Below are 20,789 nucleotides of genomic sequence, written 5' to 3'. Positions count from 1 at the left end.
AAAATGCAGGGATGAAGCCAATGCAGCTATGGATTGCCAGTCGTAAAAGATTTACCGCCTTACGTTGTGCCCTTGGGCTAATTTCCATCGTGGCGATTTATCCCAGCCAGACGGTTAATTTTTTCTATTCCACAGCAGTTCAGATCAAAGACTATATTCACTTTTATGGTTACCGCCCGGTCAAATCTTTTTCTATTCGTATTCCTGCCAGTTACACCATTCACGGAATAGATGTTTCGCGCTGGCAGGCACGGATCGACTGGCAGCGGGTGGCAAAAATGCGCGATAACGGTATTCGCTTGCAATTTGCCTTTATCAAGGCGACGGAAGGCGAAAAGCTGGTGGACCCGTATTTTTCGCGTAACTGGCGTCACAGTCGTCAAAATGGCCTGTTGCGTGGGGCGTATCATTATTTTTCCCCGTCGGTATCCGCTTCAGTTCAGGCGCGATTATTTCTGCAAACGGTGGATTTTGCCCACGGTGATCTCCCAGCTGTGCTGGACGTAGAAGAGCGCGGAAAATTATCGGCGAAGGAATTACGCAAGCGGGTAAGTCAGTGGCTAAAAATGGTCGAAAAAAGCACAGGAAAAAAGCCGATTATTTATGCAGGCGCGACGTTTTATCACACGAATTTGGCGGGGTATTTCAATGAGTATCCGTGGTGGGTTGCGCACTACTATCAACGTCGTCCGGACAATGACGGCATGGCATGGCGTTTCTGGCAACATTCCGACCGTGGCCAGGTGGATGGCATTAATGGCTCGGTGGATTTTAATGTGTTTAATGGCACGGTGGAGGAGCTGCAGGGATTCGTTGATGGGATTAAAGAAACGCCTTAAATAAGAAGCAGTGATATACTCCCTCCAGACTCATCGCCTGGAAAAAGACAAATGGAACAAGCGCATACCCAGCTGATTGCCCAACTGAACGAACGTATTTTAGCGGCGGATAACACGCCGCTTTATATTAAGTTTGCCGAAACGGTGAAAAATGCCGTGCGCAGCGGGGTGCTGGAACATGGCAATATTTTACCCGGCGAGCGCGATTTAAGTCAGTTAACCGGCGTTTCGCGTATTACGGTGCGCAAGGCGATGCAGGCGCTGGAAGAAGAGGGCGTGGTGACACGTTCGCGCGGCTACGGCACGCAGATTAATAACATCTTTGAATACTCGTTAAAAGAAGCGCGAGGATTTTCTCAGCAGGTGGTGTTGCGCGGGAAAAAGCCCGATACGCTATGGGTTAACAAGCGTGTCGTGAAATGTCCCGAAGAAGTCGCGCAGCAACTGGCGGTCGAAGCGGGTAGTGATGTCTTTTTGCTTAAGCGTATTCGCTATGTTGATGAAGAAGCGGTCTCTATTGAGGAGTCGTGGGTTCCGGCGCATTTAATTCATGATGTTGATGCCATCGGAATCTCTCTTTATGACTACTTCCGCAGTCAGCATATTTTTCCAAAGCGTACCCGTTCCCGCGTTAGCGCCCGGATGCCGGATGCCGAGTTTCAGTCACATATTCAATTAGATAGTAAAATACCGGTGCTGGTGATCAAGCAAGTGGCGCTTGACCAACAGCAACGGCCTATTGAGTACAGCATCAGCCACTGTCGCAGTGATCTATACGTTTTTGTGTGTGAGGAGTAGTTCCTCGCGGGTTGGCGCGCAATCACCGCCGCGATGCCCGACAACCCACGACGCCACTGCATTGCCCAGCAATACGGCACCCGGCAGTGGCAGACCAGAGGCCAGCCCGGCAAGTACGCCACCGGCATGACTGTCGCCCGCCCCAATGGTGTCTACAACTTGCGTTGGAAATGCCGGGATGCAGCCAGAAGCGTTATTGCTGAAATACCATGCGCCTTCTTTATCCAGACGAACGATCAACGGCGCGGCAAATTTCTCCTGCCATTGCTTGCCAAGTGTTGTTATCTCTGCGGATAAAGCAAAACGTTCGGCGGCAATCTCAGCCTCTTGACGATTGAGTGACACTAAAGGTCGACAGGCCATGATCCGCGCCAGTAATGCATCCGGGATATCGCCAATACGTGGGCCAAAATCGATGAACGGCGTCACGTCTTGCAGACTCTCCAGCCATTCCACTAACAATTCACCGCAGGGCGAGGCCAGTTGATAACCGGAAAAATAGAGCAGGCTGCCAGGCGCAACGGTTAATCGCGCCAACCATTCGCGATTCCACTGATTTTCCACACCGCTGAATGACATAAAAGTGCGTTCGCCATCCGGCTCAACCAGCGCCAGACACCAGCCGTTATCACCTTCGGCGTTATCGATCAGGCTGATTAAGCCCTCTTTTGCCATCCGGTTGCGAATAATCTCCGCCCACACGCCCTGACCGAGTGGCAAGGCATTACCCGCTTCGATGCCGAGACGCTTTAATGCCACGGCAATATTCAGTGCACAGCCGCCAACGTTAACGCTCTGCTGTTTCAGTTCGATATCGCACCCACGCCAGGGGAGGGCATAAGCGTCGGCGATCACATCAATGACCGCCGCGCCGACGACTATCACCGGCTGACGCGTGGTTAATTCAGGCAGCAGCGTGTGTAATCGAGCGCCGCTCATACCGCCTCCCGTTGTTGGCGATACTTTGCCAGCGCCGTGGCATAATGATTAAAATCAAGCTGATTTACCGCATCCAGCTCCGTCTTAAACGCAGGATCGATAGCGTTAACGCCATGCAATGCGCCGCAAATCGCCGTCGCCATAGCGCCGATGGTGTCTGTGTCGCCGCCAAGGTTAGCGCACAGGATGGCGCAACGGTTCGGGTCGGTTTGTGCCAGTTCAACCAGCGCAATGGCGCACGGAACGGACTCAATAGTACTGGTACCTGCCCCAACCACCTGATACAGCTGTTCGCTGGCGGATTCGGTGCCGTCGGCATTGCGCACAATTTTCAGCGCAATCTCCAGACGTGCTGCCAGTGAGGCGCTGAAGGTAGTGATGCGTTTTTGCTGTGCATGTCGCGCAATCGAGGGTAGAGAATCAACAATCGCTGACCAGCTTTCTCCGTCAATGGCACGGGAAATCGCCCATGCGATGACTACTGCACCTGCCACCGCCAGATCGGATTTATGGGTCGGGCTGGACGCCAGCGCCACATCATCAATAAAGGAATCAACATCGCGCGCCGGAAGCAAACAACCTAATGGCGAGACGCGCATCGCTGCGCCGTTGGTCACGCCATTGTTTTCCAGTTCAGCAACGGGTTTACCGTCGCGAATGGCGTTAAGCGCAATCTTCGAAGTTGGGCCAAGCACGTTTTTGTTAAAGGCGTTGAAACGCAGCGCCCAGTCGAGAATATTACGCCCAATCAGATCCGGATCGATCTCGCCTTCACGTTCCAGTAACGCATCAGCCAGGCAAAGAGCCATTGAGGTATCGTCGGTAAATTCGGCGCGGTTAAAATAACAGGCCGCGTTATTCTCCTTTGGTCCAGGCAGAAAACGGTCAATCCAGCCAAAGTGTGCTTTAACGCGGCTGCGTGGCCAAAGCTCGGAGGGCATCCCCATCGCATCCCCTAACGCCTTGTGGGGTAGTGATCAATTCTGGGCGGACTTAGTGCAGCCTGGTAGAACCAGCAAGCCTTGTGTGGCGCGGGGTGTGGTGATTTAGTGTGATTCTGGGCGGATTTGTGAGAAATGACCAAAAACGCTTTTTTTTGCGCTTTTTTCTGGGCGCTTTTGATCTGGTTCTGCTACAAACTTAACGGGTTTTAAATGCTTTTAAAAAAGTGTTTTATCCTTACCCGTTTTCCTCAATTTGTTCTCATCTGTGTGTTCGGTTTTGTTGTGGTTATTGCTGATTAGCTAACAGCACACGCCCCGCCAAAACGAGGCGCTTATGCTGATTTCTTGTTTACAGGCTTAGTTTCTTGCTCCGGTGTGACGGGAACGCGATCACCTGGTGTTCCAGCACAGAAAATAGCTTTGGCGCGGCGCAAAATCTCTTTGTCATTTTCCTCATCGCCAGCTAATGCCATGCAAACAGCGTCTTTAAGCGATTGCCTGATGTTCAGGCTTTGAATGGCCTTCCTTTGTTCCTCAAGTTCGCTATCGGCTTGCTTGGTTTGCCTGGTGGGTTGCTGTAGGCGTTCAAGGACTCCTTTGATGCCAATACAACACAGCATATCAATAAGACGCTCTCTATCTTCTGGAGTAGCTCGCCTTAGTATTTCATCGACAATACTTGTGTTTGGGCGGTTAACGTCTTCTGTAGGCACCTTTTTTTCTATTATTGGATCACGATCGCCCTCACCGTAGACCAGCCATTCCAGTGATACATTCTCTAATTTTGCTATCGTAGCGACCACATTTAGGCCGGGAGTGGTGCCTTTCTCAAAGTAGTTATTTATGGTCGAGTACGGCAACCCCCAGTCTGAGGTGGCTTTACGCAGACTCCTAGTGCCAACCAGTTGCTTGATTCTGTCCTGAATGCTTTCTTTTCTATTCTGAGAAAAGGAAAAATCATCGGCGGTTTGTTTACTCACTTTCTTTCCTCTCAATCTATTGATTTACAACACATTTCTACAAAAAGACTTTCTTTCCACCAAAGCAAGAAAAGAAAGCTTGTAATTTTCTATTTATGGATCAATACTTATATCCGAAGGGATAACACGGCGGTGTTATCCGCACGGATAACTTTTAAGGGTAACCTAATAATGGTTAGAAATGAAGTAATGAACAAAGACTGGCACCGCGAGTACATCGTTGCCGCTGTGCACACCAAAGGTTTTACATTGCGTGAACTTTCTGAACGCGCTGGTCTAAAAAAAGACTCTTTAAAAAATGCACTGTATCGCTCATGCCCTAAATATGAACGCATCATAGCCGATGCTATTGGTGTGGAACCTGCGGAGATCTGGCCAAGCCGGTATGCCAGTAAGGCGGCGTAATGTTTTATTCAGCCAATGAGCTGGCCGGTCTTCCTGGTTTGCCCGGTACAGTTCAGGGGGTGCGCTGGACGCTCAATCGGATCACAGATACGCACCCGGAATGGAAGCGCAAGCGCGAAGGCACCAAAGCATTCGAGTATCACATCGACTGCCTGCCCGCTGAAGCGCAGAAAGTTTTACGTAAGCGCCTGACCCATCAGGTTCTGGAAGATGCACAACTGCCCGCCGTGGTTGAGCAGAAGGCAGTTAAAAACGTCGCCGTTCGCGATGAACTGGAAGTGATGGTCAAATGCCCGGAACTGGCATTACGCGAAGTCCAGGCACTGACCGACAAGCAAAAGGCCATTGCTGATGCGCGGATATTGCTGGCTACTGAAGTGCATAAACTGCGTGAATACGCCGGAATGACCAGGAAGGCCGCGTTAAAGCACATCGTTGATGGTGTGCGCATGGGGGCGTTGCCTGACCGCATTATCGAAGCAGCGAATACTGCAAATGCACGTCAGGGAAAGCGAACCGGTGTCAGCACCGGCAGCCTGGATAGCTGGTACTCCAGCTGGGTGATGGCGCGCGGTGATGCCAATCAGTTACTGGCGTTACTGGCTCCCGGTCATCATAAGGGAACACCGTGGGAGCAGGTCTGGTGGTTGAGCGATTTCTTTATGTTCTATCGCTCATGGAAGCGCCCGACCGTTGAATATGCGTATCGCGAGTTTTCAGCCTGGTGGCATGAGAAGCACGCGAACGATGCGGGAATGCTGGCGGCACTGCCTTCCGTTCACGCAGTAAGACGGGTATTAAGCAGTGTCCCGGTGATTGTTAAGGAGCGTTTCCGCTCCACCGGTTCAGCCTGGCGTTCGCTCAATCCCTTTGTGCGACGCGACTGGAGCACATTACCGGTTAATGCGGTATGGGTCGGGGATGGTCACTGTATGAAACTGATGGCATTCAGCCCTGCCACCGGGAATACATTCCGGCCAGAAGTGACGCTGGTTATGGATGCAGGACAACGCTTTATTGTGGGCTGGTCGCTGTCCCTGTCGGAGAACGTGGTGGCCGTTGCTGATGCATTGCGTCATGGCATGTCACAACACGGAATACCGCTGATTTATTACTCCGATAACGGGGGCGGTGAAAAAAACCGGGTGCTTGATGCCGATATTACCGGGATTTTGCCCCGGCTGGGTGTGGAACATCACACGGGGATACCAGGTAACCCGCAGGGGCGCGGGGTAATAGAACGGGCAAACAAAGGAATACCCAAAGATGTGGCTCTGAGTTTCCAGACGTACTGCTCAAAAAATGCAGACAAGGAAACGGTGATGATGCAGCAACGCATCACACAGTCAGCCATTAAGGCCACCCACAAAGGGAAGGAGCTGACAAAGCGGCAGGTTAAAGCAATGGGAGAAGTCCCCACCTTTGAGCAATTGATGGCCGCAATAGAGCTGGAGGTAAAACGGTATAACAACCGCCCACACAGCAGCCTTCCCCGCAAAGAGGATGGCGAACATTACAGCCCGGCAGCGTATCGCCGGAAACTGATAAAAGAGCAGAAAGCTGAAATCGACATGCTGTCGCCGGAAGAACTTCACGAAATGTTCCGACCGGAAAGCATCTGCACAGTGCGACGCGGTGAAGTGGTGTTATTCAGAAACATCTATTTCTCCACAGAACTGGCAGCAGAGCACGGAAATGAAGTCAGGGTTTGTTACGACATTCACGACGCAAACAGCGTGATTGTCAGGCGGATGGACGGTTCTTATATCTGCGATGCCATCTGGAACGGTAACAAGGTTGATGCGTTCCCTAAAGCTGTTATCGAACAACAGCAGGAGAAACGCACCAGAGGCCGCATTGCACGGGCCGCGCAGAAAATCGAAGAGGCTAAACGCGAGCTTACTCCGGCTATTACGCAGAAACCTGACTTTAATTTTGGATTTGGTCTGGAGCGCCCGGAGAAAAAGGAAAAAGAAGAACTTTATTTATTCGCATCTGAACGCGAACGCAATTTAAAGAAAAACGGCACAAACAACCGTTAATTTAAAAGGTATTTAATTATGAGTTTAATTACGCAATTAAATGACGTAATGGCCCGTCGCGGCTATACGCAGACCCACGTCGCCCGTGCTATTGGTCGTAGCAGCGCCGTTATCAGCCAGTATTTGCAGGGTAAATATCAGGGCGATATGTCTGATATTGAAGAACGCATTTCTGCCTTTGTGACCCGTGAGCGGGAAAAAGAAAACAGCCGCCGTATTAAAGCAAAGTTTGTGACCACCGGTATGGCTGCCAAAGGACTGGAGGTGCTGGCCTACGCTCACCTGGAATGTGAAATCTGTGTGCTGTATGGCGCAGCAGGTCTTGGCAAAACAATGATTCTGCGTGAATACGCCGCCAGAAACCGGGATGCGGTCCTGATTGAAGCCGACCCGGGCTATACAGCCAGAACACTGCTTGAGGAGCTGTGCCGCCAGCTGGGGGTAAAAGTTCGCGGCAATATCCACGAACTGATTGATGCATGTGTGCGAGAACTGCGTGATTCCGGTCGTCTGCTGATGGTGGACGAGGCTGAACTGCTCCCCTATCGCGCACTGGAGGTTCTGCGCCGTCTGCATGACAAAGCGGGTATCGGGGTTGTTCTGGCGGGTATGCCTCGCCTTCTGATTAACCTCAAGGGGCGTCGTGGTGAGTTCGCCCAGTTATACAGCCGCGTGGCGCTGGCGCTTAACCTGGGCGATACGTTGTCGCAGGAAGATTTTAACCAGATAGCTACCGGGTTGATGCCGGAAGCAGCAGAGCCGGAAATCAGCGAGGCGCTTTATACACGTTCGCTGGGTAATGCCCGCCGTCTGTTCAAGCTGGCGCGTGGTGTGTACCGGATTTGTGATATCAGCGATGCGCCGGTCAGTGTGCAGGCCATTGATAAATTCGCAGAAATGTTAATTCACTGATGGAGAACAAGACGATGGACAAGCAGACCATTAACGCCGTCCGTTCCCGTGCCCGTGTGGCCATCCACACCACTGGTGGTCGTGTAACGGGACAACATCACCGTTTACCTGTGGTTTATGCCTGCCCGCCCGTGGGTGGTCCTGTATGGCCGGTAACGGAAATCATCCAGACATTCAGCGGCCTGCGCCGCGTGGTTAAAACGTCCTGTATCGACGGCTGCACCGTCGTATGGCAATGAGAGGAAATCAGAATGGCGGTCAAGTTAGAAGTAATTATCTATACCGATGAAAACGGTACGCTTCGTGTCAGGAGCATGGGGGCTGTTGATAAAAAAGGATTTACGGATGAAGAGGTCGGAGTAAGACAACGGTTATGGGAGGTAATGAATCAAACTCTTAATAAAGAATTTAACGGCGTTGATTTATTTTCTGTTGGCGTGGAACCCTGCGCGCAAAACACACATTAATTTGTAAATATCACTGAGGTAATTTAATTATGACGACTGAAAATAAAGTTAAGCAATACACGAAAACTGAAGCGCCTGAAGGTTACTGGGTGGATGCCCGTGGCGTAATGACACCTGAAAGTCTTATCAAAGATATTGACCGCGACCGTGAGCAGCTGGTCGGTGAGCTTGTGGAGATGGTGATTGCTGCCTCCGCCTCACTGCGTGAACTGAAACTGCGTGCGTTTGGTGATATTCAGGCGTTTATTGACCTGTCGGCGGAGAAATACGGCGCTGTGAAAGGCGGTAAAAAAGGGAATATCACGCTTTACAGCTTTGACGGGCGTTACAAGATTCAGCGCGCCATGCAGGACCGTATCGCGTTTGATGAACGCATTCAGACCGCGAAGTCGCTGATTGATGATTGCCTGGCTGACTGGACGGAAGGTGCACGTCCTGAAATAAAAGCCATCATCAGCGAAGCATTCAGCACGGACAAGGAAGGCAACATCAACACCGGGCGCGTTCTGGCTCTGCGTCGTCTCGATATTACGGAGGAGCGCTGGGATAACGCCATGAAACTGATTGGTGAAGCCGTCCAGGTGGTTGGCAGCAAAAGCTATATCCGCGTGTATGAGCGCGTCGGTGATTCCGACGAATACCGCGCAATCCCGCTTGATATTGCAGGGGTTTAACATGCATCAGGATATCAAAGAGTACAGAGCCGGAAATAGTTGCGCGGCGTATTCGCTGGGCGCGTCCAGAGCAGAACAACGCGGCGATTATGCCGAGGCTGAAAAGTTGTGGCGTAAGGCAGCGCAAAGCCCGTGTAGCACCCTGCGCCGCATCTGGGCTGAACATCGTGCGGAGTTCTGCGCTAACGCTCACCTGAAGGGATGGAGGCCACGCCATGAATGCGAAGAACTTTAATAAGCAGTATCCGCCAGGGACTCGCTTCATGCACACGGCACATCCGGCGTTGCGCGGTGGCCGGGTGGTGAAAACCGTTGCACCGGCCAGAGATTTTAAATGTGGTTGTGTGGTTGAAATTAATGTCGAGCCTTATTTCGTAAAAGTCGAAACACTGAAAGCAGCGCATTAATTTAATTCGTTTTTAATTGTTATTTAAAACAGGCGTAAACCCGCCGGGGCTGGCTTACGCCTGAATCTGAGGGATTCATTATGGAAAATAAAAGCAAATATATCGCCAGAATTAAAAAACTGTTACGCCTTGCCAGAGGAACATCAAGCCCGGAAGAAGCCGCTAACGCTATTGCAAAAGCCCAGGCTTATATGCGCCAGCATGGTATCAGCGAAAACGACGCGGAATTGTTCGACATTCAGGAAGCTGCCAGCGCGGGTGCGCCGAGTGATGCCAGTACACCGCCGCGTTATATGCACATCCTGTGTGACCTGGTATGTAAAGCCTTCGGTGTCGAGTGTTACATCTCCGGTGAATACCGGGCTTCTGGTTCACTCAAACGTTACGTTCGTTTTTATGGTCCTGACAGCCGCCCGGAAATTGCGGCCTACGCGTTTGATGTGCTTTCCCGTCAGATGATGGCAGAGCGTAATCAATATCAGGATAAACACTGTAAGCGTTGCAAACCATCCACGCGGGTGGCCCGTGGCGACCAGTTCTGCGAAGGCTGGGTCTTTGGTGCCCGTGATGTCATTGCGGTGTATGACGTCTCCCCGGAAGAAAAAAGCCGCCTTGAGCTTTACAGAGAAAACCTGCACAGGACTAAAGTGCGGCGCGACGGGGATATGCGCACAGCTAAAGCGTGTCGGGGTGCAGAGTTTGCCGCTACTGCTGGTTTTATCGCCGGGAAAAATGCCAGGTTGCATCAGGGGGTTAATGGTCAGAGCAACAGGCCGCTGGCGCTGGGAGGGGATAACGATGGCTTTTAAACTTCTCAGTGTTACCGAAGCAATATACCAGCCGCCAGAAGAACGCCACGAATACAGGATGAATGACGGCAGCGCGGCGGTTGAGTTTCCCAAATATCCGGGGGCTTCCCGGTGGCGGTTCTATGACAGTGCGGGACGCCGGATTATTAAAAGAACCGTGCACAACGCCATGAAAGCCGCTGTAGAACGTCACAAAAGAAGGTTTAACTGCAAATGAATATTGAATTTTATGACTACGGAGTCACCTCAAAAATCATTGTTACCTGCTGGTTCTGGGAGTTCCGTCGCTATTGCCGGGTTGTGGATGCGGCGTTGTTTGTGGCTCCTGAAGTGCGCCACCAGAGTGGCGGTGGCCTTTTAATGAAAACCGTCATCACCGGTAAAACGGTCCCGATGTTACGGGCGTTTAAAGTGGCAAAACAGGAGGCTTGCAATGGTCATTGATAAAACGATAACGATCGATGTAGCCATGAATACAGGTCTGGCGCTTATCGGTTATGGCTATATCACTTTTATGTCATTCAGGTGGTTGATTTCTTCGTTCTTTAAGCAATGTGAAAAACGTTGCCGCAAAGACAAGCGCGTGAAGGCACTAAATGCGTTTAATGACGCTTTTGATATTGACCGTATGCAACAGGGAGACCCGGCACGCGTAATTACCCAGGGAGATGTCGTGATTTTGGTATACCGGAGTGAAAAAAATGAACAGGAGGCGGCGCAGTGAACCAGCAAACCAGAATAAGCGATAAGAGCCTGACCAGACTGATTGCCGATGCTGACAAAATGCTTGATATGCGCGGACCGATTGTAGACAGAGAGTGGTGGATGCTTTTACGGCAGTCCCTGGTTGAACTTCAGGAACGCCGGAGTGCTGGAATCATTCCAGTGACGCTGAGAGTAAAGGAGCATCAGGTCAGAGAGCTGGTTAATCAGTTACGAGATGTGGCAATCAAATACCACGGAACGCAGCAATTACGGGAGCGTATTGCAACAACAGTCATTTATTCAGAACTGGTTTCAGGGGAATAATCAGATGAAAAACCGTAAGGCAAAAATTCTGTTAGCTCGCAGAAACGGTGTTGGGGTCTGGCGATGGTTGAGGATTAGTAACAGACGAGTGAGGTTGACGGGGTGTCGTGGTGTGATGGGGCACAGTTGTTGCAAAAAGCCCAGCGCGGCGCAAAACCGCTGGAAGAATCACACTAACGCAAAGTAATTAAATAATAACCAATAGCAGACCAAAATATATGTTTTGGTCTGCCAAAAGCGATGTTTTGGTCATTATGAAGATTGAACAAATCGGAATGGCAGCCTTCCGGCAGCAGGCTGAAAGCGGTGGCGTGGATGAGTTCGTCGTGCAGAGGTTCGGTGGTGTGTATCACCTCTTCGCTGTGAATCGCCGCGCTGGTGTGTCTTATTTTCTACAGGAACGCCGTGGCGATTACAAGACGTGGCTGTCTCTTGACCGTGCCGCCGCGTTCCTGTCAGGGATTGGCGTTTCACGTTTTACCGTGCGTTTTGAGGATAACAAACATGCTGAAAAAGATGATCGGAGCCATTAAAGCCGGTCAGGCGTATCTGGGGTGGGATGATGTCCTTTATCGCCAGACGCTGGCCCGCCTGACCGGTAAAACCAGCACCACACGCTGCAACCTCGATGAACTGCGCATCATCCGGGAATACATGCACGAACAGGGATTTCCGCGCAAAGCACCCGCCGGTAAAGGTCGCCGCCCCCGTGTTGCAATGAGCAGAAAATCAGTATTATCCAAAATTGAAGCGTTGCTGGCTGATGCCGGTCGTTCCTGGGCATATGCAGAAGGGCTGGCATCTCACATGTATAAGCAACATGTGATCGAATGGCTGACGGATGAACAGCTTTTTGGGGTAATGGTGGCGCTGGTTAAAGATTCAAGAAGGAGAAATCAATGATGAAAAAATGGTTGTTTTGTTTAGTAGGGGTTATTTTCTCTTGTTCTGCGTTGGCTCAGACAGAGGAACAGGCGCAAAAGGAACTGAAACGTTATCAGGATATGAAACCACAGGTTGAGCAACTTCTGAGGGAAAGCCTGAAACTCTATTATGACATGCCAGACGCTGCATCAGAATATAATAACGGTAACCCTGAAAAATGGCGTAAGGTCATAACAGGCCTGAAGGAATTCGATAAACAAATAGAGAAAATTGGCGGTAATGGCTTCGATCCTGTTTATAGTTCCTGTGTAAATATGGGGATTCAACTACAGGATTACTGGTCTAACGTCCTCGGCAACAACAAACAGTTTCTCGAGCGTTCCAGAAGTTTGTTTATACAGGATCGCATGGATTGCTTTGATCAATTCGTCTTTGGTAAAGAACGTATAGAGGCCAGAAAAGACCTTGCCATTGTTAATGTCTGGGATGAATAAACAGGAACCTCCGCAAACGCGGAGGTTTTTTATGAACTGTACAGGCGATCATGTATGGCTATAATAACAGTAAGTTACTACCGGAGACGCCATCATGCAGACCTTCAGTGAAACAGATCTTCGCGATGCGCAGGTACTGCTGCCCGATTCCGTACAGCAACTGATTAGCGTGATTGGCTTCCCCGCCCTGACCCGGTTAATCCGTTCTTTTGGTGGCGTGACGTTAAGCGGTAAAACCGGCGCACACGCCGGACGCACCGGCGGTGTCCATGCCCTGTTACATGACGTGCTGACCGAAGACGAAATCAACAAATTGATCCGCTTTCTTGGCGGTGCACCGTTTTACATTCCTCGTTGCGATCATGCGTTACGTGCCCTGCGTAACACCCGTTTTATGGCTGATTTACAGCAGCATGTAAAAGACGGATGCTCACACCGGCAGGCGCTGGCACTACTCTGTCCCCGTTACGGGATTTCAGACCGGTACGCATGGCAACTGATACACCGACGACAAAAACAGACTTCGCTGAAAAGCCCCACCCAGGTGGGGCTTTTTGATTAACAGGCCTCAGAAAAAGGAGACACTTATGACCAACTATACGGCACCAGGCGAGTATACGGCCTACTCAGAGCAGGCCCGGGATGCTGCCGGACGCCGCTTCGCTTATATGAAAAATCTGGCCAGCCAGCTAAACCGAATGGCCGAACAACCGGATATGGTTGTTCAGGAAGAAGCGTTGCAGTGTGCCATTGCTGACATCATCGCCAGCGAAAACGAGATGCGCGCAGCGATGGAAAAGGCGAACGCCTCTGCTCCGCTTTGTAATAAACCTCTTATTACGCCGGATTCTCTTTCCCGCTTCTGATTTAGCACCCCGCCGCGGCGGGGTGCTGAACTCCCCCAGCAGTACCCACCACACCAGACCGTTTACCCTCTCCACTCAGACCACAAGGCACCTTAAGGGATAGCGCCCGGCAAAAGTCATTCTGTGCCTTTGACCGGGTGTTATTTACGGGCCGTCAGTGGCTCAGATTTACAGGAGAAACTCATGTCTGAACCCTTATCAGGCGGCGGAGCTGTGGCAGTCACCATCGGTGGTGCCAGTGTGTTTGGTCTTCTCACCAATACCGATTTTGGCGTCGTGGTGGGCGCGTTTGCCGGGGCGCTTTTTGTTGTCACGCAACAGAAAGAAATCCCGGTGTGGCGAATGGCCATCCACCTGCTCGTCGCGTTTGTGGTTGGCGTTCTGGGGGCTGGCGTGGCTGCGTCACTGATGCAGTGGCTGACCCACTACAACGACAAGCCGCTCGATGCATTGTGTGCGGTCGGTGTCTCGGCGTTATCCATCAAGATACTGACCTTTCTTTATCAACAGGAAATTTCATCGCTGTTCGGCCTGTTTTCCAGACTGCGCGGCGGAGGGGGTGGAAATGGAAAGTAGCCTTGCCGGTATCGTGAATGTCTGGCTGTGTCTCGCCATTGTGCTGGGGTTGTTTGTGTATCGCCGTCACGGTGCGGCGCATAAACCGATGATTACCTGGCTGGCGTACTGGCTGATGCTCGGCTACATCATCATCCCGTTCCGCTGGCTGTCAGGTACATACACACACTCCAGCTGGCTGGTTGTGGCGCTGAATCTGGTGTTCTGTGCGCTTATCGTGTGGGCGCACGGGAATTTGTCAAAAATCCTTTCGTTACTGCGGAGGTGAATATGTCGGAAAAATTCCGTTTCAGTCAACGTAGCGAGAAAAATCTGGCTGGCGTAAAACCACAACTGGTGGCGGTTGTACGCCGTGCGCTGGCGTTGTCGGACGTCGATTTTGGTATTACCGAAGGTTTACGCACGAAAGAACGTCAGAAACAACTTGTCGCTGAAGGCAAGAGCCAGACCATGAACAGCCGTCACCTTACTGGCGATGCTGTTGATGTCGTGGCTTACGTTGGTGGCACCATTTCATGGGACTGGCCGTTATACGAAAAAATCGCCCGAGCCTTTAAACAGGCTGCCGCAGAGCTGGGTGTCGCCATCGAATGGGGCGGAGACTGGAAAACGCTGAAAGACGGGCCTCATTTCCAGTTAAAACGCTGATGCGGGAGGGATTATGAACAGAAGTCACTGGCCCCACAGAACGCCACGTAAAGCCGTGCGCTGTGTTCTGGCCCTGTTTCTGGTGATGTTGCTTCCGGTGGGATGCACTGACATTAACAGAGCGGGCCAGCTGTTTGACGCGGCGGCACAGGTCTGCCGGATTATCGACGGTATCCGGCAGTGTTCGCAGAACTGATTTTTTGAAGGTCTGGCACAGTGAGCGTTATCAGATTTACAGAATACACAGGTTCAGGAGGTGCAGGCGCTGTCATGGTGCTCGCTGAACGCATCACCCATTTTTACCGTCAGCACGGTACACATGATGGCACTGTCATTGAACTGGATACCGGGAAAAACGTGTTCGTTCTTGAAAATCCCGACGAAGTTCAGCGCAGGATTGAACAGGCTCAGAAGGACACTTAATGGCGTGGTCACAGGATATCAGGGACAAAGTCCGTAACGGGTACATCTTTGACCAGCTTCCGCTGGATATCGTCGCCATGAAGTACGCCGTGCCGCACGATACCGCGCGGCGCTGGAAAACGCAGGCGATGAAGAACGGTGACGACTGGGACAAGCTGCGGGCCGCTCACGCGCTCGCCGGTGACGGGCTGGAAAGTGTCGCCCGCACCGTGCTTATCAGTCTGGTGGTGAAGTGTCAGACGACGCTTGAACGGCTGAACCAGAACCCGGACATCCCGCCGCAGGAGTCCGTCGAACTGCTGGCGAGTCTGTCTGACAGTCTCAGTAAGGCGGTGGCCAGCAGTAAAAAAATCCTGCCGGAAACCGACCGGCTCGCCACGGCACTGGAAGTGGTGCAGCGGCTCGGCGCGTTCATCAAGGAGCGTCATCCGGCACAGTATGCCCCGTTTCTTGAGGTGCTCGAAGGCTTCGCTAAAGAGCTTGAGGATAATTTCAGTTAACCACAGCGGCCCGGTTTTCCGGGCCGTCTGATATTTGTATACCAGGTGTGACGTGGCAAAACGTAAACTTTCCATTAAAGAGTTTCAGAGAAGCTTACAGGAGTACATCGCCAACCTCCGCCAGACCATTGAGGCTGAATGTCTGGGGTTTGATGTTAACCCGCAGGCCACACAGGCCCGCCGGGCGGCAGTCTGCGACCCGGTGACGGGCTACGATTATTTTGTCGAAAACTATTTCCCGCACTACGTCCGCAACCCGGCAAAAAGTGAGCTGCATAAATACCTGTTCAGCCGTCTGCCACAGGTTGTGGCAAGCCCGGACCCGGAGAACGACGCCATCGCCGCGCCCCGTGGTGAAGCAAAATCCACGCTGGTGACGCAGCTGTTTACCCTGTGGAACATTATCCGGGCCATTAAACATTACCCGGTCATCATTATGGACAGTATCGACCAGGCTTATCCGATGCTGGAAGCCATCAAGGCTGAACTGGAATTTAACCCCCGTTTAAAAAACGATTTCCCGGAAGCGTGCGGACAGGGGCGCGTCTGGCGTATGGGGACTATTGTCACGGCCAACAATATCAAGGTGACCGTCGCCGGTAGTGGTAAAAAACTGCGCGGTCTGCGCCACGGTCCGTACCGTCCTGACCTGGTTATCCTCGACGACATCGAGAATGACGAGATGGTGCGTAACCCGGAGCAGCGCGACAAGCTGCACGACTGGCTCACTAAAACCGTGATGCCGCTGGGTGAGGCTGGCGGTAAAACCGATATTATTTATATCGGGACCATCCTGCATTACGACTCCGTGCTGTCGCGCACGCTGAATAACCCGATGTGGAAAACAGCCCGCTTTAAGGCTGTTATTCAGTGGCCTGCCAACATGAAGCTGTGGGACGAGTGGGAAGAACTCATCCGCAACAAACAGCCGGAAGCGGCGGAGGCACTTTACCGGCAGAACGAAGCCGAGATGCTCGCCGGGTCGGTGGTGTCATGGGCGGCGCGTCCCCTGCTGGCACTGATGAAAATCCGTGTCCGTGACGGTCACGACACCTTTGATTCTGAATACCAGAACGACCCGGTCAGCGGTGAAGATGCGCTGTTTGCGGGCTGCATTAAGTTCTGGGTTAACCGTCTTGATGAATGGGTGTTCTACGGCGCTGTTGACCCCAGTCTCGGGAAGAAAAACAAAAACCGCGACCCGTCGGCCATTCTCGTGGGGGGCTTTAACCGCTTTACCGGCATTCTGGATGTGGTTGAAGCCGATATCCGCCGACGTCTGCCAAATAAACTTATCGAAGACGTGATCAAGTATCAGCGGGAATACCACTGTCTGTGCTGGTCGTTTGAGTCCGTTCAGTTTCAGGAGTTTCTGCGTACCGTGCTGGTTGAGCGTTCGGCGGCGCTGGGCGTACCGGTTCCGGCGCTGCCGGTCATCCCTCTGGAGGATAAGGCGCTGCGTATTGAGTCCCTTCAGCCGCATATGGCCAACGGCCTGATTCGCATCAGTCCCGCACATCAGACTCTGATTGACCAGCTGCGCCACTACCCCAAAGCCGACCATGATGACGGCCCGGACTGTCTGCACATGCTGTGGACGCTGGCAGTGTCGCGCAGCGCAAAATTTCAGATACACACCCCACGCAGCACCGGGCGTGACCGTGGCGGGCGTTTTGGTTCAGGAGGATGGTAATTAATGGCACAGCTTGTTGATATTTACGGACGCCCGCTGAAACGTGAGGCACTCAAAACCACGCAGTCGGTCAGAGTGGCGGAACGGCTGCGCATTTATCCCGACCACCCGTCGCGTGGTCTGAACATCAGAAAACTGCCGCGCATTCTGGAAGCTGCCGAACGCGGTTATCTTCCGGCGCAGGCGATGCTGTTTGCGGATATGGAAGAACGTGACGGCCATCTGTTCGCCGAGATGGAAAAACGCAAAAAAGCGTTGCTGACGCTGGACTGGTCGGTGGAGCCGCCCCGCAATGCCTCGAAGGCAGAAAAGGCGCTGGCCGCCGCCGTGGATGAATGGCTGCATGGCATCCCGGACATGGAGGACATCATCCTCAACGGGATGAGTAGTGTCGGTTACGGCTTCAGCTGTCAGGAAATCAGCTGGGCGTTCGTGGATAAAACGTGGTTACCGGATGCGGTGACGCTGCGCCCGCATAACTGGTTCATTACCCTGCCGGAACACAATGACGAACTCCGCCTTGATGACGGCAACCGTGGGGAAGATGGTAAGGACGGCTCCGCACTGTGGCCGTTCGGCTGGCTGGTTCATCGTTACAACGCCCGGTCGGGGTTCCTGGGTTCATCCGGCCTGTTCCGCGTACTGGTCTGGCCGTATCTGTTTAAAAACTTTGCGTTGCGTGATATGGCGGAATTTCTGGAGATTTACGGCCTTCCGGCGCGCATTGCGTACTATGCACAGGGCACCAGTGACGAAGACCGGGACAACATTCTCGAAGCCCTGGTTAATCTGGGCCATGAAGCGGTGGCAGCCCTGCCGCAGGGTAACGAAATCGAGTTCAAGGAAGCCGCGTCCGGTGGGCCGGAGGCGTTCATGTCGATGGTGGAATGGGCGGAGCGTACCACCTCAAAAGTGATTCTGGGCAGTACGCTGACCAGCCAGGCTGACGGTAAAACCTCCACCAACGCGCTGGGTAATGTGCATAACGAGGTCCGGCACGACATTCTGGCCGCCGATGCGCGCCAGCTGTCCGGCATGTTCAGCAGCCTGATACAGATGATGGCCAGCCTCAACGGCTGGCAGGATATCCCGCCACGCCGTCTGCCGCGTCTGGTGTTTGATGTGCAGCAGGAAGCCGACATTAAGGGGGTGGCGGAAGCCGTCAGTGTGCTGGTCAACAATGTGGGAATGAAGGATATCCCGGTGTCGTGGGTGCGCAAAAAAACCGGTATCCCCACCCCGAAAGACGGCGAAGAGGTACTGGTTCCGGTGGCACAGCGTCTCCCTGTGCAGGCCGGTCTCAGCCAGCTGCGTGAGCGGATGAATGTTGCCGCACTCAGTCAGCAGGACAACGGGGAGGACGACCCGGCACAGCGCGCCATCGACCGGGCAGCACTTCCGGCAGAGGCCATCGCGCAGGGAATGAACGAACTGGTGGCCCCGCTGGTGCAGGCCATACAGGAAGGCCGGAATGCAGACGAGGTCATGAACGTACTGGCGGATGCATGGACGGAGCTGCCGGATGACACACTGCGGCAGTTGCTGGCGCAGGCATTCTTTGTGGCGGATATCTGGGGGCGACTGAATGCCGACAGCTGACGATGTTGACCTGGGGTATGCGTACACACTGAAACCGGAAGAAGCGATTAAGTATTTCGAAAGTAAGGGATACGTTATCGGCTTCCGCTGGCACGATGTGAAGGATATCGCCAACGCCCGGGCGTTCACGGTGGCTGGCGTGCTGAAACTGGATGTGCTGAAGGATATCCGTGATGGCCTGACGGCCGCACTGGCTGACGGCGGGACGTTCCGGGAGTTTGCTGCACAACTGGAGCCACTGCTGGAGAAAAAAGGCTGGCTGGGTAAAAAACTGATTGTGGACGAGGACACCGGCGAACTGCACGGCAGACAGCTGACGCCGCGCCGGTTGCGCACGATATTTGATACCAACATTCAGTCGTCCTACAACGCCGGACGTTATCAGCAACAGATGGCGAACGTGGCCGACCGGCCTTATTTTGAGCGCGTGGCGGTGATGGACCTTCACACACGCCCGAAACACGCCGCCCTGAACGGCTTTACCGCCCGGGCGGATGACCCGGTCTGGGAGTATTTCTACGCCCCTGACGGGTACGGATGCCGCTGCCGTATCCGGGCGCGTTCGGCGTCTGATGTGGAGAAATATGGCCTGACGGTGCAGAGCAGCGAGGGGCGACTGGTTGAGGTTGAGCAGGAATATGGCCAGCCGGGCCTGACCATCAGAACAATGGGACTGAAGATGCCGGACGGCTCCGTGTATACCGCCGACCCGGGCTTCGGATTTAATCCCGGTCGGGTGGCATGGCAGCCGGAACTGGAGAAATATGATTACCGCAGTGCCCGCCAGTATGTCACCGGCACTCTGACCGGGCCGGATTTTGCCCGGGGACTGGCGAACGTCAGCGAACTGGATGCGCGCCAGCGATATCCGCTGGCCATCCGTTCACCGGAACAGGTCGCCGCCACGGGCGCTGCACGGCAGACGGTAAACCTTACGGCTGACGTTATGAAGCGCCTCAGTGCAACAGACACGCCCCCGGCCGCCGCCGACTATGTGCTGATGCAGCAGACCATCGAACGGGCGGAGCATGTCACGCAGGACGGCAACGCGTGGCGGTATGCGTTACAGTCGGGCGACCGCTGGTCAGTGGCGACGGTTGAGGATGACGTGCTGACAGACTGGGTTATGCAGGATACCCCGGAGGCATCATGAGCAACGGTAAACTGGATATTAAGATTGATTTAAGCGCGTATAACACCACGCTGGGGAAACTGATTCGTTCCGTGAAGGACCGGCGCGATCTGATGACGGCACTTGCGGGTTCCATGCTGGATGCGGTTGAGACTAACTTTGAACAACAGGGGCGCCCGAAATGGATGGGCTGGAGTCCGGCTTATGCGAAACGGCGCGGCCCCGGGCAAATCCTTCAGAAATCCGGGCGACTGGCTGCCAGTATCCGCTCTGCGGTTAACAATAACGAGGCCACGGTCGGGACAAACGTCCGTTATGCCCGTATCCACAACGAAGGCGGCGAAATCCGCCATCAGGCACGGACGCAGAACCTGTATTTTAAACAGTACAAAAACGGCAGCGTCAGCACCCGCTTTGTGAAAAAGCGCAACAGTAATTTTGTGCAGAGCGCAACGGTCGGAGCGTATACGGTCAACATGCCCGCGCGCCCCTTCCTTCAGCTTGTACAGGACGACATCGACGAGCTGGAGAACACCGCAAACCGCTATTTTGCGCGTGTGATTGACTGAATGACCACAAACGCGCTGTAATCGTCTGTGGCAACATAAACGCCTCACGGATGAGGCATTACAGCACCGCACCCCGTAAATGCTGTCAGAATCGTTTTTAAAAGGGTTTTAAAAACGGTTTTATTTCCCCTTTTATCCTTTCGCGTTATGGCTGGGTGC

34 protein-coding genes and 1 pseudogene are annotated in these 20,789 nt (G+C 53.1%); 32 read left to right on the top strand and 3 right to left on the bottom strand.

All coding sequences use genetic code 11. The annotated features are described in order from the left end of the window. The first annotated feature begins 20 nt into the window (after nucleotides 1-20). Nucleotides 21-839, top strand: coding sequence for a glycoside hydrolase family 25 protein (locus QUF14_RS13625; protein WP_024212180.1), 819 nt, complete (start codon nucleotides 21-23; stop codon nucleotides 837-839). Nucleotides 840-890: 51 nt separating this feature from the next. Then, nucleotides 891-1,637 (top strand): GntR family transcriptional regulator, encoded by a 747-nt coding sequence (locus tag QUF14_RS13620; protein ID WP_000434034.1) that lies wholly within the window; start codon nucleotides 891-893, stop codon nucleotides 1,635-1,637. Here the strand turns inward: QUF14_RS13620 and QUF14_RS13615 are convergent. The 3 genes and pseudogenes from QUF14_RS13615 to QUF14_RS13605 form a co-directional block, all read right to left on the bottom strand. Beyond that, nucleotides 1,611-2,576, bottom strand: coding sequence for a carbohydrate kinase family protein (locus tag QUF14_RS13615; protein ID WP_000011961.1), 966 nt, complete (start codon nucleotides 2,574-2,576; stop codon nucleotides 1,611-1,613). The genes QUF14_RS13620 and QUF14_RS13615 overlap by 27 nt on opposite strands. After that, nucleotides 2,573-3,541: pseudogene (locus tag QUF14_RS13610) on the bottom strand (ADP-ribosylglycohydrolase family protein); the annotation flags it as partial. The gene QUF14_RS13615 and the pseudogene QUF14_RS13610, both read right to left, overlap by 4 nt. A 311-nt stretch (nucleotides 3,542-3,852) precedes the next feature. Further along, entirely contained in the window at nucleotides 3,853-4,500 is a 648-nt protein-coding gene (locus QUF14_RS13605; RefSeq protein ID WP_047088848.1) for a helix-turn-helix domain-containing protein, read from the bottom strand. Nucleotides 4,501-4,671: 171 nt separating this feature from the next. Between QUF14_RS13605 and QUF14_RS13600 the strand changes: the two genes are divergently transcribed. The 30 genes from QUF14_RS13600 to QUF14_RS13465 all read left to right on the top strand — a co-directional run bounded on the left by QUF14_RS13600 (nucleotide 4,672) and on the right by QUF14_RS13465 (nucleotide 20,630). Continuing rightward, on the top strand, nucleotides 4,672-4,905 hold the full coding sequence (locus tag QUF14_RS13600; RefSeq protein ID WP_000252040.1) for a helix-turn-helix domain-containing protein: 234 nt from the start codon (nucleotides 4,672-4,674) through the stop codon (nucleotides 4,903-4,905). After that, nucleotides 4,905-6,947 carry a Mu transposase C-terminal domain-containing protein gene (locus tag QUF14_RS13595; RefSeq protein ID WP_047088849.1) on the top strand — a complete coding sequence of 681 codons (2,043 nt, stop codon included), beginning with the start codon at nucleotides 4,905-4,907 and terminating at the stop codon, nucleotides 6,945-6,947. The genes QUF14_RS13600 and QUF14_RS13595 overlap by 1 nt, the downstream gene beginning before the upstream one ends. A gap of 18 nt (nucleotides 6,948-6,965) precedes the next feature. Further along, nucleotides 6,966-7,859 carry an AAA family ATPase gene (locus QUF14_RS13590; protein WP_047088850.1) on the top strand — a complete coding sequence of 298 codons (894 nt, stop codon included), beginning with the start codon at nucleotides 6,966-6,968 and terminating at the stop codon, nucleotides 7,857-7,859. A 14-nt stretch (nucleotides 7,860-7,873) separates the two neighbouring features. Beyond that, nucleotides 7,874-8,098 (top strand): hypothetical protein, encoded by a 225-nt coding sequence (locus QUF14_RS13585; RefSeq protein ID WP_000361028.1) that lies wholly within the window; start codon nucleotides 7,874-7,876, stop codon nucleotides 8,096-8,098. Between the two features lie 12 nt (nucleotides 8,099-8,110). Next, nucleotides 8,111-8,326 (top strand): hypothetical protein, encoded by a 216-nt coding sequence (locus QUF14_RS13580; protein ID WP_047088851.1) that lies wholly within the window; start codon nucleotides 8,111-8,113, stop codon nucleotides 8,324-8,326. A gap of 29 nt (nucleotides 8,327-8,355) precedes the next feature. After that, nucleotides 8,356-9,000 carry a DUF3164 family protein gene (locus tag QUF14_RS13575; protein ID WP_047088852.1) on the top strand — a complete coding sequence of 215 codons (645 nt, stop codon included), beginning with the start codon at nucleotides 8,356-8,358 and terminating at the stop codon, nucleotides 8,998-9,000. Nucleotide 9,001: 1 nt separating this feature from the next. Further along, nucleotides 9,002-9,235, top strand: coding sequence for an ANR family transcriptional regulator (locus QUF14_RS13570; protein ID WP_012904653.1), 234 nt, complete (start codon nucleotides 9,002-9,004; stop codon nucleotides 9,233-9,235). After that, complete coding sequence (locus QUF14_RS13565) at nucleotides 9,216-9,407, top strand: hypothetical protein (RefSeq protein WP_047087255.1); 192 nt, start codon at nucleotides 9,216-9,218, stop codon at nucleotides 9,405-9,407. The genes QUF14_RS13570 and QUF14_RS13565 overlap by 20 nt, the downstream gene beginning before the upstream one ends. A gap of 80 nt (nucleotides 9,408-9,487) precedes the next feature. Next, nucleotides 9,488-10,216 carry a DUF2786 domain-containing protein gene (locus QUF14_RS13560; protein WP_047087257.1) on the top strand — a complete coding sequence of 243 codons (729 nt, stop codon included), beginning with the start codon at nucleotides 9,488-9,490 and terminating at the stop codon, nucleotides 10,214-10,216. Next, on the top strand, nucleotides 10,206-10,433 hold the full coding sequence (locus QUF14_RS13555) for a hypothetical protein (protein ID WP_047087259.1): 228 nt from the start codon (nucleotides 10,206-10,208) through the stop codon (nucleotides 10,431-10,433). Before QUF14_RS13560 ends, QUF14_RS13555 begins: the two co-directional genes overlap by 11 nt. Next, entirely contained in the window at nucleotides 10,430-10,660 is a 231-nt protein-coding gene (locus QUF14_RS13550; RefSeq protein ID WP_042966114.1) for a hypothetical protein, read from the top strand. The genes QUF14_RS13555 and QUF14_RS13550 overlap by 4 nt, the downstream gene beginning before the upstream one ends. Beyond that, nucleotides 10,650-10,940, top strand: a complete 291-nt coding sequence (locus tag QUF14_RS13545) for a DUF4752 family protein (RefSeq protein WP_042970909.1) — start codon at nucleotides 10,650-10,652, stop codon at nucleotides 10,938-10,940. Before QUF14_RS13550 ends, QUF14_RS13545 begins: the two co-directional genes overlap by 11 nt. After that, nucleotides 10,937-11,245, top strand: coding sequence for a hypothetical protein (locus QUF14_RS13540; protein ID WP_042970913.1), 309 nt, complete (start codon nucleotides 10,937-10,939; stop codon nucleotides 11,243-11,245). The genes QUF14_RS13545 and QUF14_RS13540 overlap by 4 nt, the downstream gene beginning before the upstream one ends. A gap of 4 nt (nucleotides 11,246-11,249) precedes the next feature. Then, nucleotides 11,250-11,432 carry a hypothetical protein gene (locus QUF14_RS28935; protein ID WP_071940939.1) on the top strand — a complete coding sequence of 61 codons (183 nt, stop codon included), beginning with the start codon at nucleotides 11,250-11,252 and terminating at the stop codon, nucleotides 11,430-11,432. Nucleotides 11,433-11,499: 67 nt separating this feature from the next. Next, the gene (locus tag QUF14_RS13535) at nucleotides 11,500-11,778 is read left to right on the top strand and encodes a hypothetical protein (protein ID WP_021564522.1); all 279 of its coding nucleotides are present in this window, start codon (nucleotides 11,500-11,502) and stop codon (nucleotides 11,776-11,778) included. Then, nucleotides 11,750-12,148 (top strand): gp16 family protein, encoded by a 399-nt coding sequence (locus QUF14_RS13530; RefSeq protein WP_047087260.1) that lies wholly within the window; start codon nucleotides 11,750-11,752, stop codon nucleotides 12,146-12,148. Before QUF14_RS13535 ends, QUF14_RS13530 begins: the two co-directional genes overlap by 29 nt. Continuing rightward, nucleotides 12,145-12,624, top strand: a complete 480-nt coding sequence (locus QUF14_RS13525; protein ID WP_042970930.1) for a hypothetical protein — start codon at nucleotides 12,145-12,147, stop codon at nucleotides 12,622-12,624. The genes QUF14_RS13530 and QUF14_RS13525 overlap by 4 nt, the downstream gene beginning before the upstream one ends. Nucleotides 12,625-12,718: 94 nt before the next feature. Then, on the top strand, nucleotides 12,719-13,186 hold the full coding sequence (locus QUF14_RS13520) for a Mor transcription activator family protein (protein WP_047087262.1): 468 nt from the start codon (nucleotides 12,719-12,721) through the stop codon (nucleotides 13,184-13,186). 25 nt (nucleotides 13,187-13,211) lie between these two features. Continuing rightward, nucleotides 13,212-13,490, top strand: a complete 279-nt coding sequence (locus tag QUF14_RS13515; protein WP_042971158.1) for a hypothetical protein — start codon at nucleotides 13,212-13,214, stop codon at nucleotides 13,488-13,490. Nucleotides 13,491-13,673: 183 nt separating this feature from the next. Then, nucleotides 13,674-14,066 (top strand): phage holin family protein, encoded by a 393-nt coding sequence (locus QUF14_RS13510; protein WP_001372993.1) that lies wholly within the window; start codon nucleotides 13,674-13,676, stop codon nucleotides 14,064-14,066. Further along, nucleotides 14,056-14,334: a phage holin family protein gene (locus QUF14_RS13505; RefSeq protein WP_000445984.1), complete on the top strand. Its 279-nt coding sequence runs from the start codon at nucleotides 14,056-14,058 to the stop codon at nucleotides 14,332-14,334. The genes QUF14_RS13510 and QUF14_RS13505 overlap by 11 nt, the downstream gene beginning before the upstream one ends. Nucleotides 14,335-14,336: 2 nt before the next feature. Continuing rightward, nucleotides 14,337-14,714, top strand: a complete 378-nt coding sequence (locus tag QUF14_RS13500) for a M15 family metallopeptidase (protein WP_042966122.1) — start codon at nucleotides 14,337-14,339, stop codon at nucleotides 14,712-14,714. 13 nt (nucleotides 14,715-14,727) lie between these two features. Beyond that, on the top strand, nucleotides 14,728-14,910 hold the full coding sequence (locus QUF14_RS13495) for a hypothetical protein (protein WP_042966123.1): 183 nt from the start codon (nucleotides 14,728-14,730) through the stop codon (nucleotides 14,908-14,910). Beyond that, nucleotides 14,849-14,998 (top strand): SPASM domain-containing protein, encoded by a 150-nt coding sequence (locus QUF14_RS28930; RefSeq protein WP_157839881.1) that lies wholly within the window; start codon nucleotides 14,849-14,851, stop codon nucleotides 14,996-14,998. The genes QUF14_RS13495 and QUF14_RS28930 overlap by 62 nt, the downstream gene beginning before the upstream one ends. Then, nucleotides 14,985-15,137, top strand: coding sequence for a hypothetical protein (locus tag QUF14_RS13490; RefSeq protein ID WP_162838175.1), 153 nt, complete (start codon nucleotides 14,985-14,987; stop codon nucleotides 15,135-15,137). Before QUF14_RS28930 ends, QUF14_RS13490 begins: the two co-directional genes overlap by 14 nt. Continuing rightward, the gene (locus tag QUF14_RS13485; RefSeq protein WP_000312575.1) at nucleotides 15,137-15,637 is read left to right on the top strand and encodes a DUF1804 family protein; all 501 of its coding nucleotides are present in this window, start codon (nucleotides 15,137-15,139) and stop codon (nucleotides 15,635-15,637) included. The genes QUF14_RS13490 and QUF14_RS13485 overlap by 1 nt, the downstream gene beginning before the upstream one ends. Before the next feature lie 52 nt (nucleotides 15,638-15,689). Then, nucleotides 15,690-17,330 carry a phage terminase large subunit gene (gene terL / locus QUF14_RS13480; protein ID WP_042966125.1) on the top strand — a complete coding sequence of 547 codons (1,641 nt, stop codon included), beginning with the start codon at nucleotides 15,690-15,692 and terminating at the stop codon, nucleotides 17,328-17,330. Between the two features lie 3 nt (nucleotides 17,331-17,333). After that, nucleotides 17,334-18,929 (top strand): DUF935 domain-containing protein, encoded by a 1,596-nt coding sequence (locus QUF14_RS13475; RefSeq protein WP_097759602.1) that lies wholly within the window; start codon nucleotides 17,334-17,336, stop codon nucleotides 18,927-18,929. Further along, nucleotides 18,916-20,082, top strand: coding sequence for a phage head morphogenesis protein (locus QUF14_RS13470; RefSeq protein ID WP_042966127.1), 1,167 nt, complete (start codon nucleotides 18,916-18,918; stop codon nucleotides 20,080-20,082). The genes QUF14_RS13475 and QUF14_RS13470 overlap by 14 nt, the downstream gene beginning before the upstream one ends. Next, a complete protein-coding gene (locus QUF14_RS13465) occupies nucleotides 20,079-20,630 on the top strand; it encodes a phage virion morphogenesis protein (protein ID WP_050937630.1) in 552 nt (183 codons plus the stop codon). Before QUF14_RS13470 ends, QUF14_RS13465 begins: the two co-directional genes overlap by 4 nt. The last annotated feature ends 159 nt before the right edge of the window (nucleotides 20,631-20,789 follow it).

Source organism: Escherichia sp. HH091_1A, from assembly GCF_030295175.1.
In the GTDB taxonomy this organism is placed as follows: Bacteria; Pseudomonadota; Gammaproteobacteria; order Enterobacterales; family Enterobacteriaceae; genus Escherichia; species Escherichia coli_F.
Note: the sequence above shows the minus strand (reverse complement) of the source record. Positions and strands in the feature narration are given on the sequence as shown.

Excerpts from the sequence above, each read along its gene's own strand:
- QUF14_RS13495 (WP_042966123.1), top strand. The coding sequence starts at position 14,728 with ATGAACAGAAGTCACTGGCCCCACAGAACGCCACGTAAAGCCGTGCGC.
- QUF14_RS13520 (WP_047087262.1), top strand. The coding sequence starts at position 12,719 with ATGCAGACCTTCAGTGAAACAGATCTTCGCGATGCGCAGGTACTGCTG.
- QUF14_RS13505 (WP_000445984.1), top strand. The coding sequence starts at position 14,056 with ATGGAAAGTAGCCTTGCCGGTATCGTGAATGTCTGGCTGTGTCTCGCC.
- QUF14_RS13475 (WP_097759602.1), top strand. The coding sequence starts at position 17,334 with ATGGCACAGCTTGTTGATATTTACGGACGCCCGCTGAAACGTGAGGCA.
- QUF14_RS13545 (WP_042970909.1), top strand. The coding sequence starts at position 10,650 with ATGGTCATTGATAAAACGATAACGATCGATGTAGCCATGAATACAGGT.
- QUF14_RS13525 (WP_042970930.1), top strand. The coding sequence starts at position 12,145 with ATGATGAAAAAATGGTTGTTTTGTTTAGTAGGGGTTATTTTCTCTTGT.
- QUF14_RS13565 (WP_047087255.1), top strand. The coding sequence starts at position 9,216 with ATGAATGCGAAGAACTTTAATAAGCAGTATCCGCCAGGGACTCGCTTC.
- QUF14_RS13550 (WP_042966114.1), top strand. The coding sequence starts at position 10,430 with ATGAATATTGAATTTTATGACTACGGAGTCACCTCAAAAATCATTGTT.
- QUF14_RS13575 (WP_047088852.1), top strand. The coding sequence starts at position 8,356 with ATGACGACTGAAAATAAAGTTAAGCAATACACGAAAACTGAAGCGCCT.
- QUF14_RS13530 (WP_047087260.1), top strand. The coding sequence starts at position 11,750 with ATGCTGAAAAAGATGATCGGAGCCATTAAAGCCGGTCAGGCGTATCTG.
- QUF14_RS28935 (WP_071940939.1), top strand. The coding sequence starts at position 11,250 with ATGAAAAACCGTAAGGCAAAAATTCTGTTAGCTCGCAGAAACGGTGTT.
- QUF14_RS13490 (WP_162838175.1), top strand. The coding sequence starts at position 14,985 with ATGGTGCTCGCTGAACGCATCACCCATTTTTACCGTCAGCACGGTACA.
- QUF14_RS13470 (WP_042966127.1), top strand. The coding sequence starts at position 18,916 with ATGCCGACAGCTGACGATGTTGACCTGGGGTATGCGTACACACTGAAA.
- QUF14_RS13555 (WP_047087259.1), top strand. The coding sequence starts at position 10,206 with ATGGCTTTTAAACTTCTCAGTGTTACCGAAGCAATATACCAGCCGCCA.
- QUF14_RS13595 (WP_047088849.1), top strand. The coding sequence starts at position 4,905 with ATGTTTTATTCAGCCAATGAGCTGGCCGGTCTTCCTGGTTTGCCCGGT.
- QUF14_RS13590 (WP_047088850.1), top strand. The coding sequence starts at position 6,966 with ATGAGTTTAATTACGCAATTAAATGACGTAATGGCCCGTCGCGGCTAT.
- QUF14_RS13510 (WP_001372993.1), top strand. The coding sequence starts at position 13,674 with ATGTCTGAACCCTTATCAGGCGGCGGAGCTGTGGCAGTCACCATCGGT.
- QUF14_RS13615 (WP_000011961.1), bottom strand. The coding sequence starts at position 2,576 with ATGAGCGGCGCTCGATTACACACGCTGCTGCCTGAATTAACCACGCGT.
- QUF14_RS13500 (WP_042966122.1), top strand. The coding sequence starts at position 14,337 with ATGTCGGAAAAATTCCGTTTCAGTCAACGTAGCGAGAAAAATCTGGCT.
- QUF14_RS13465 (WP_050937630.1), top strand. The coding sequence starts at position 20,079 with ATGAGCAACGGTAAACTGGATATTAAGATTGATTTAAGCGCGTATAAC.
- QUF14_RS13570 (WP_012904653.1), top strand. The coding sequence starts at position 9,002 with ATGCATCAGGATATCAAAGAGTACAGAGCCGGAAATAGTTGCGCGGCG.
- QUF14_RS13620 (WP_000434034.1), top strand. The coding sequence starts at position 891 with ATGGAACAAGCGCATACCCAGCTGATTGCCCAACTGAACGAACGTATT.
- QUF14_RS13560 (WP_047087257.1), top strand. The coding sequence starts at position 9,488 with ATGGAAAATAAAAGCAAATATATCGCCAGAATTAAAAAACTGTTACGC.
- QUF14_RS13580 (WP_047088851.1), top strand. The coding sequence starts at position 8,111 with ATGGCGGTCAAGTTAGAAGTAATTATCTATACCGATGAAAACGGTACG.
- QUF14_RS13600 (WP_000252040.1), top strand. The coding sequence starts at position 4,672 with ATGGTTAGAAATGAAGTAATGAACAAAGACTGGCACCGCGAGTACATC.
- QUF14_RS13485 (WP_000312575.1), top strand. The coding sequence starts at position 15,137 with ATGGCGTGGTCACAGGATATCAGGGACAAAGTCCGTAACGGGTACATC.
- QUF14_RS13625 (WP_024212180.1), top strand. The coding sequence starts at position 21 with ATGCAGCTATGGATTGCCAGTCGTAAAAGATTTACCGCCTTACGTTGT.
- QUF14_RS13515 (WP_042971158.1), top strand. The coding sequence starts at position 13,212 with ATGACCAACTATACGGCACCAGGCGAGTATACGGCCTACTCAGAGCAG.
- QUF14_RS13535 (WP_021564522.1), top strand. The coding sequence starts at position 11,500 with ATGAAGATTGAACAAATCGGAATGGCAGCCTTCCGGCAGCAGGCTGAA.
- QUF14_RS13585 (WP_000361028.1), top strand. The coding sequence starts at position 7,874 with ATGGACAAGCAGACCATTAACGCCGTCCGTTCCCGTGCCCGTGTGGCC.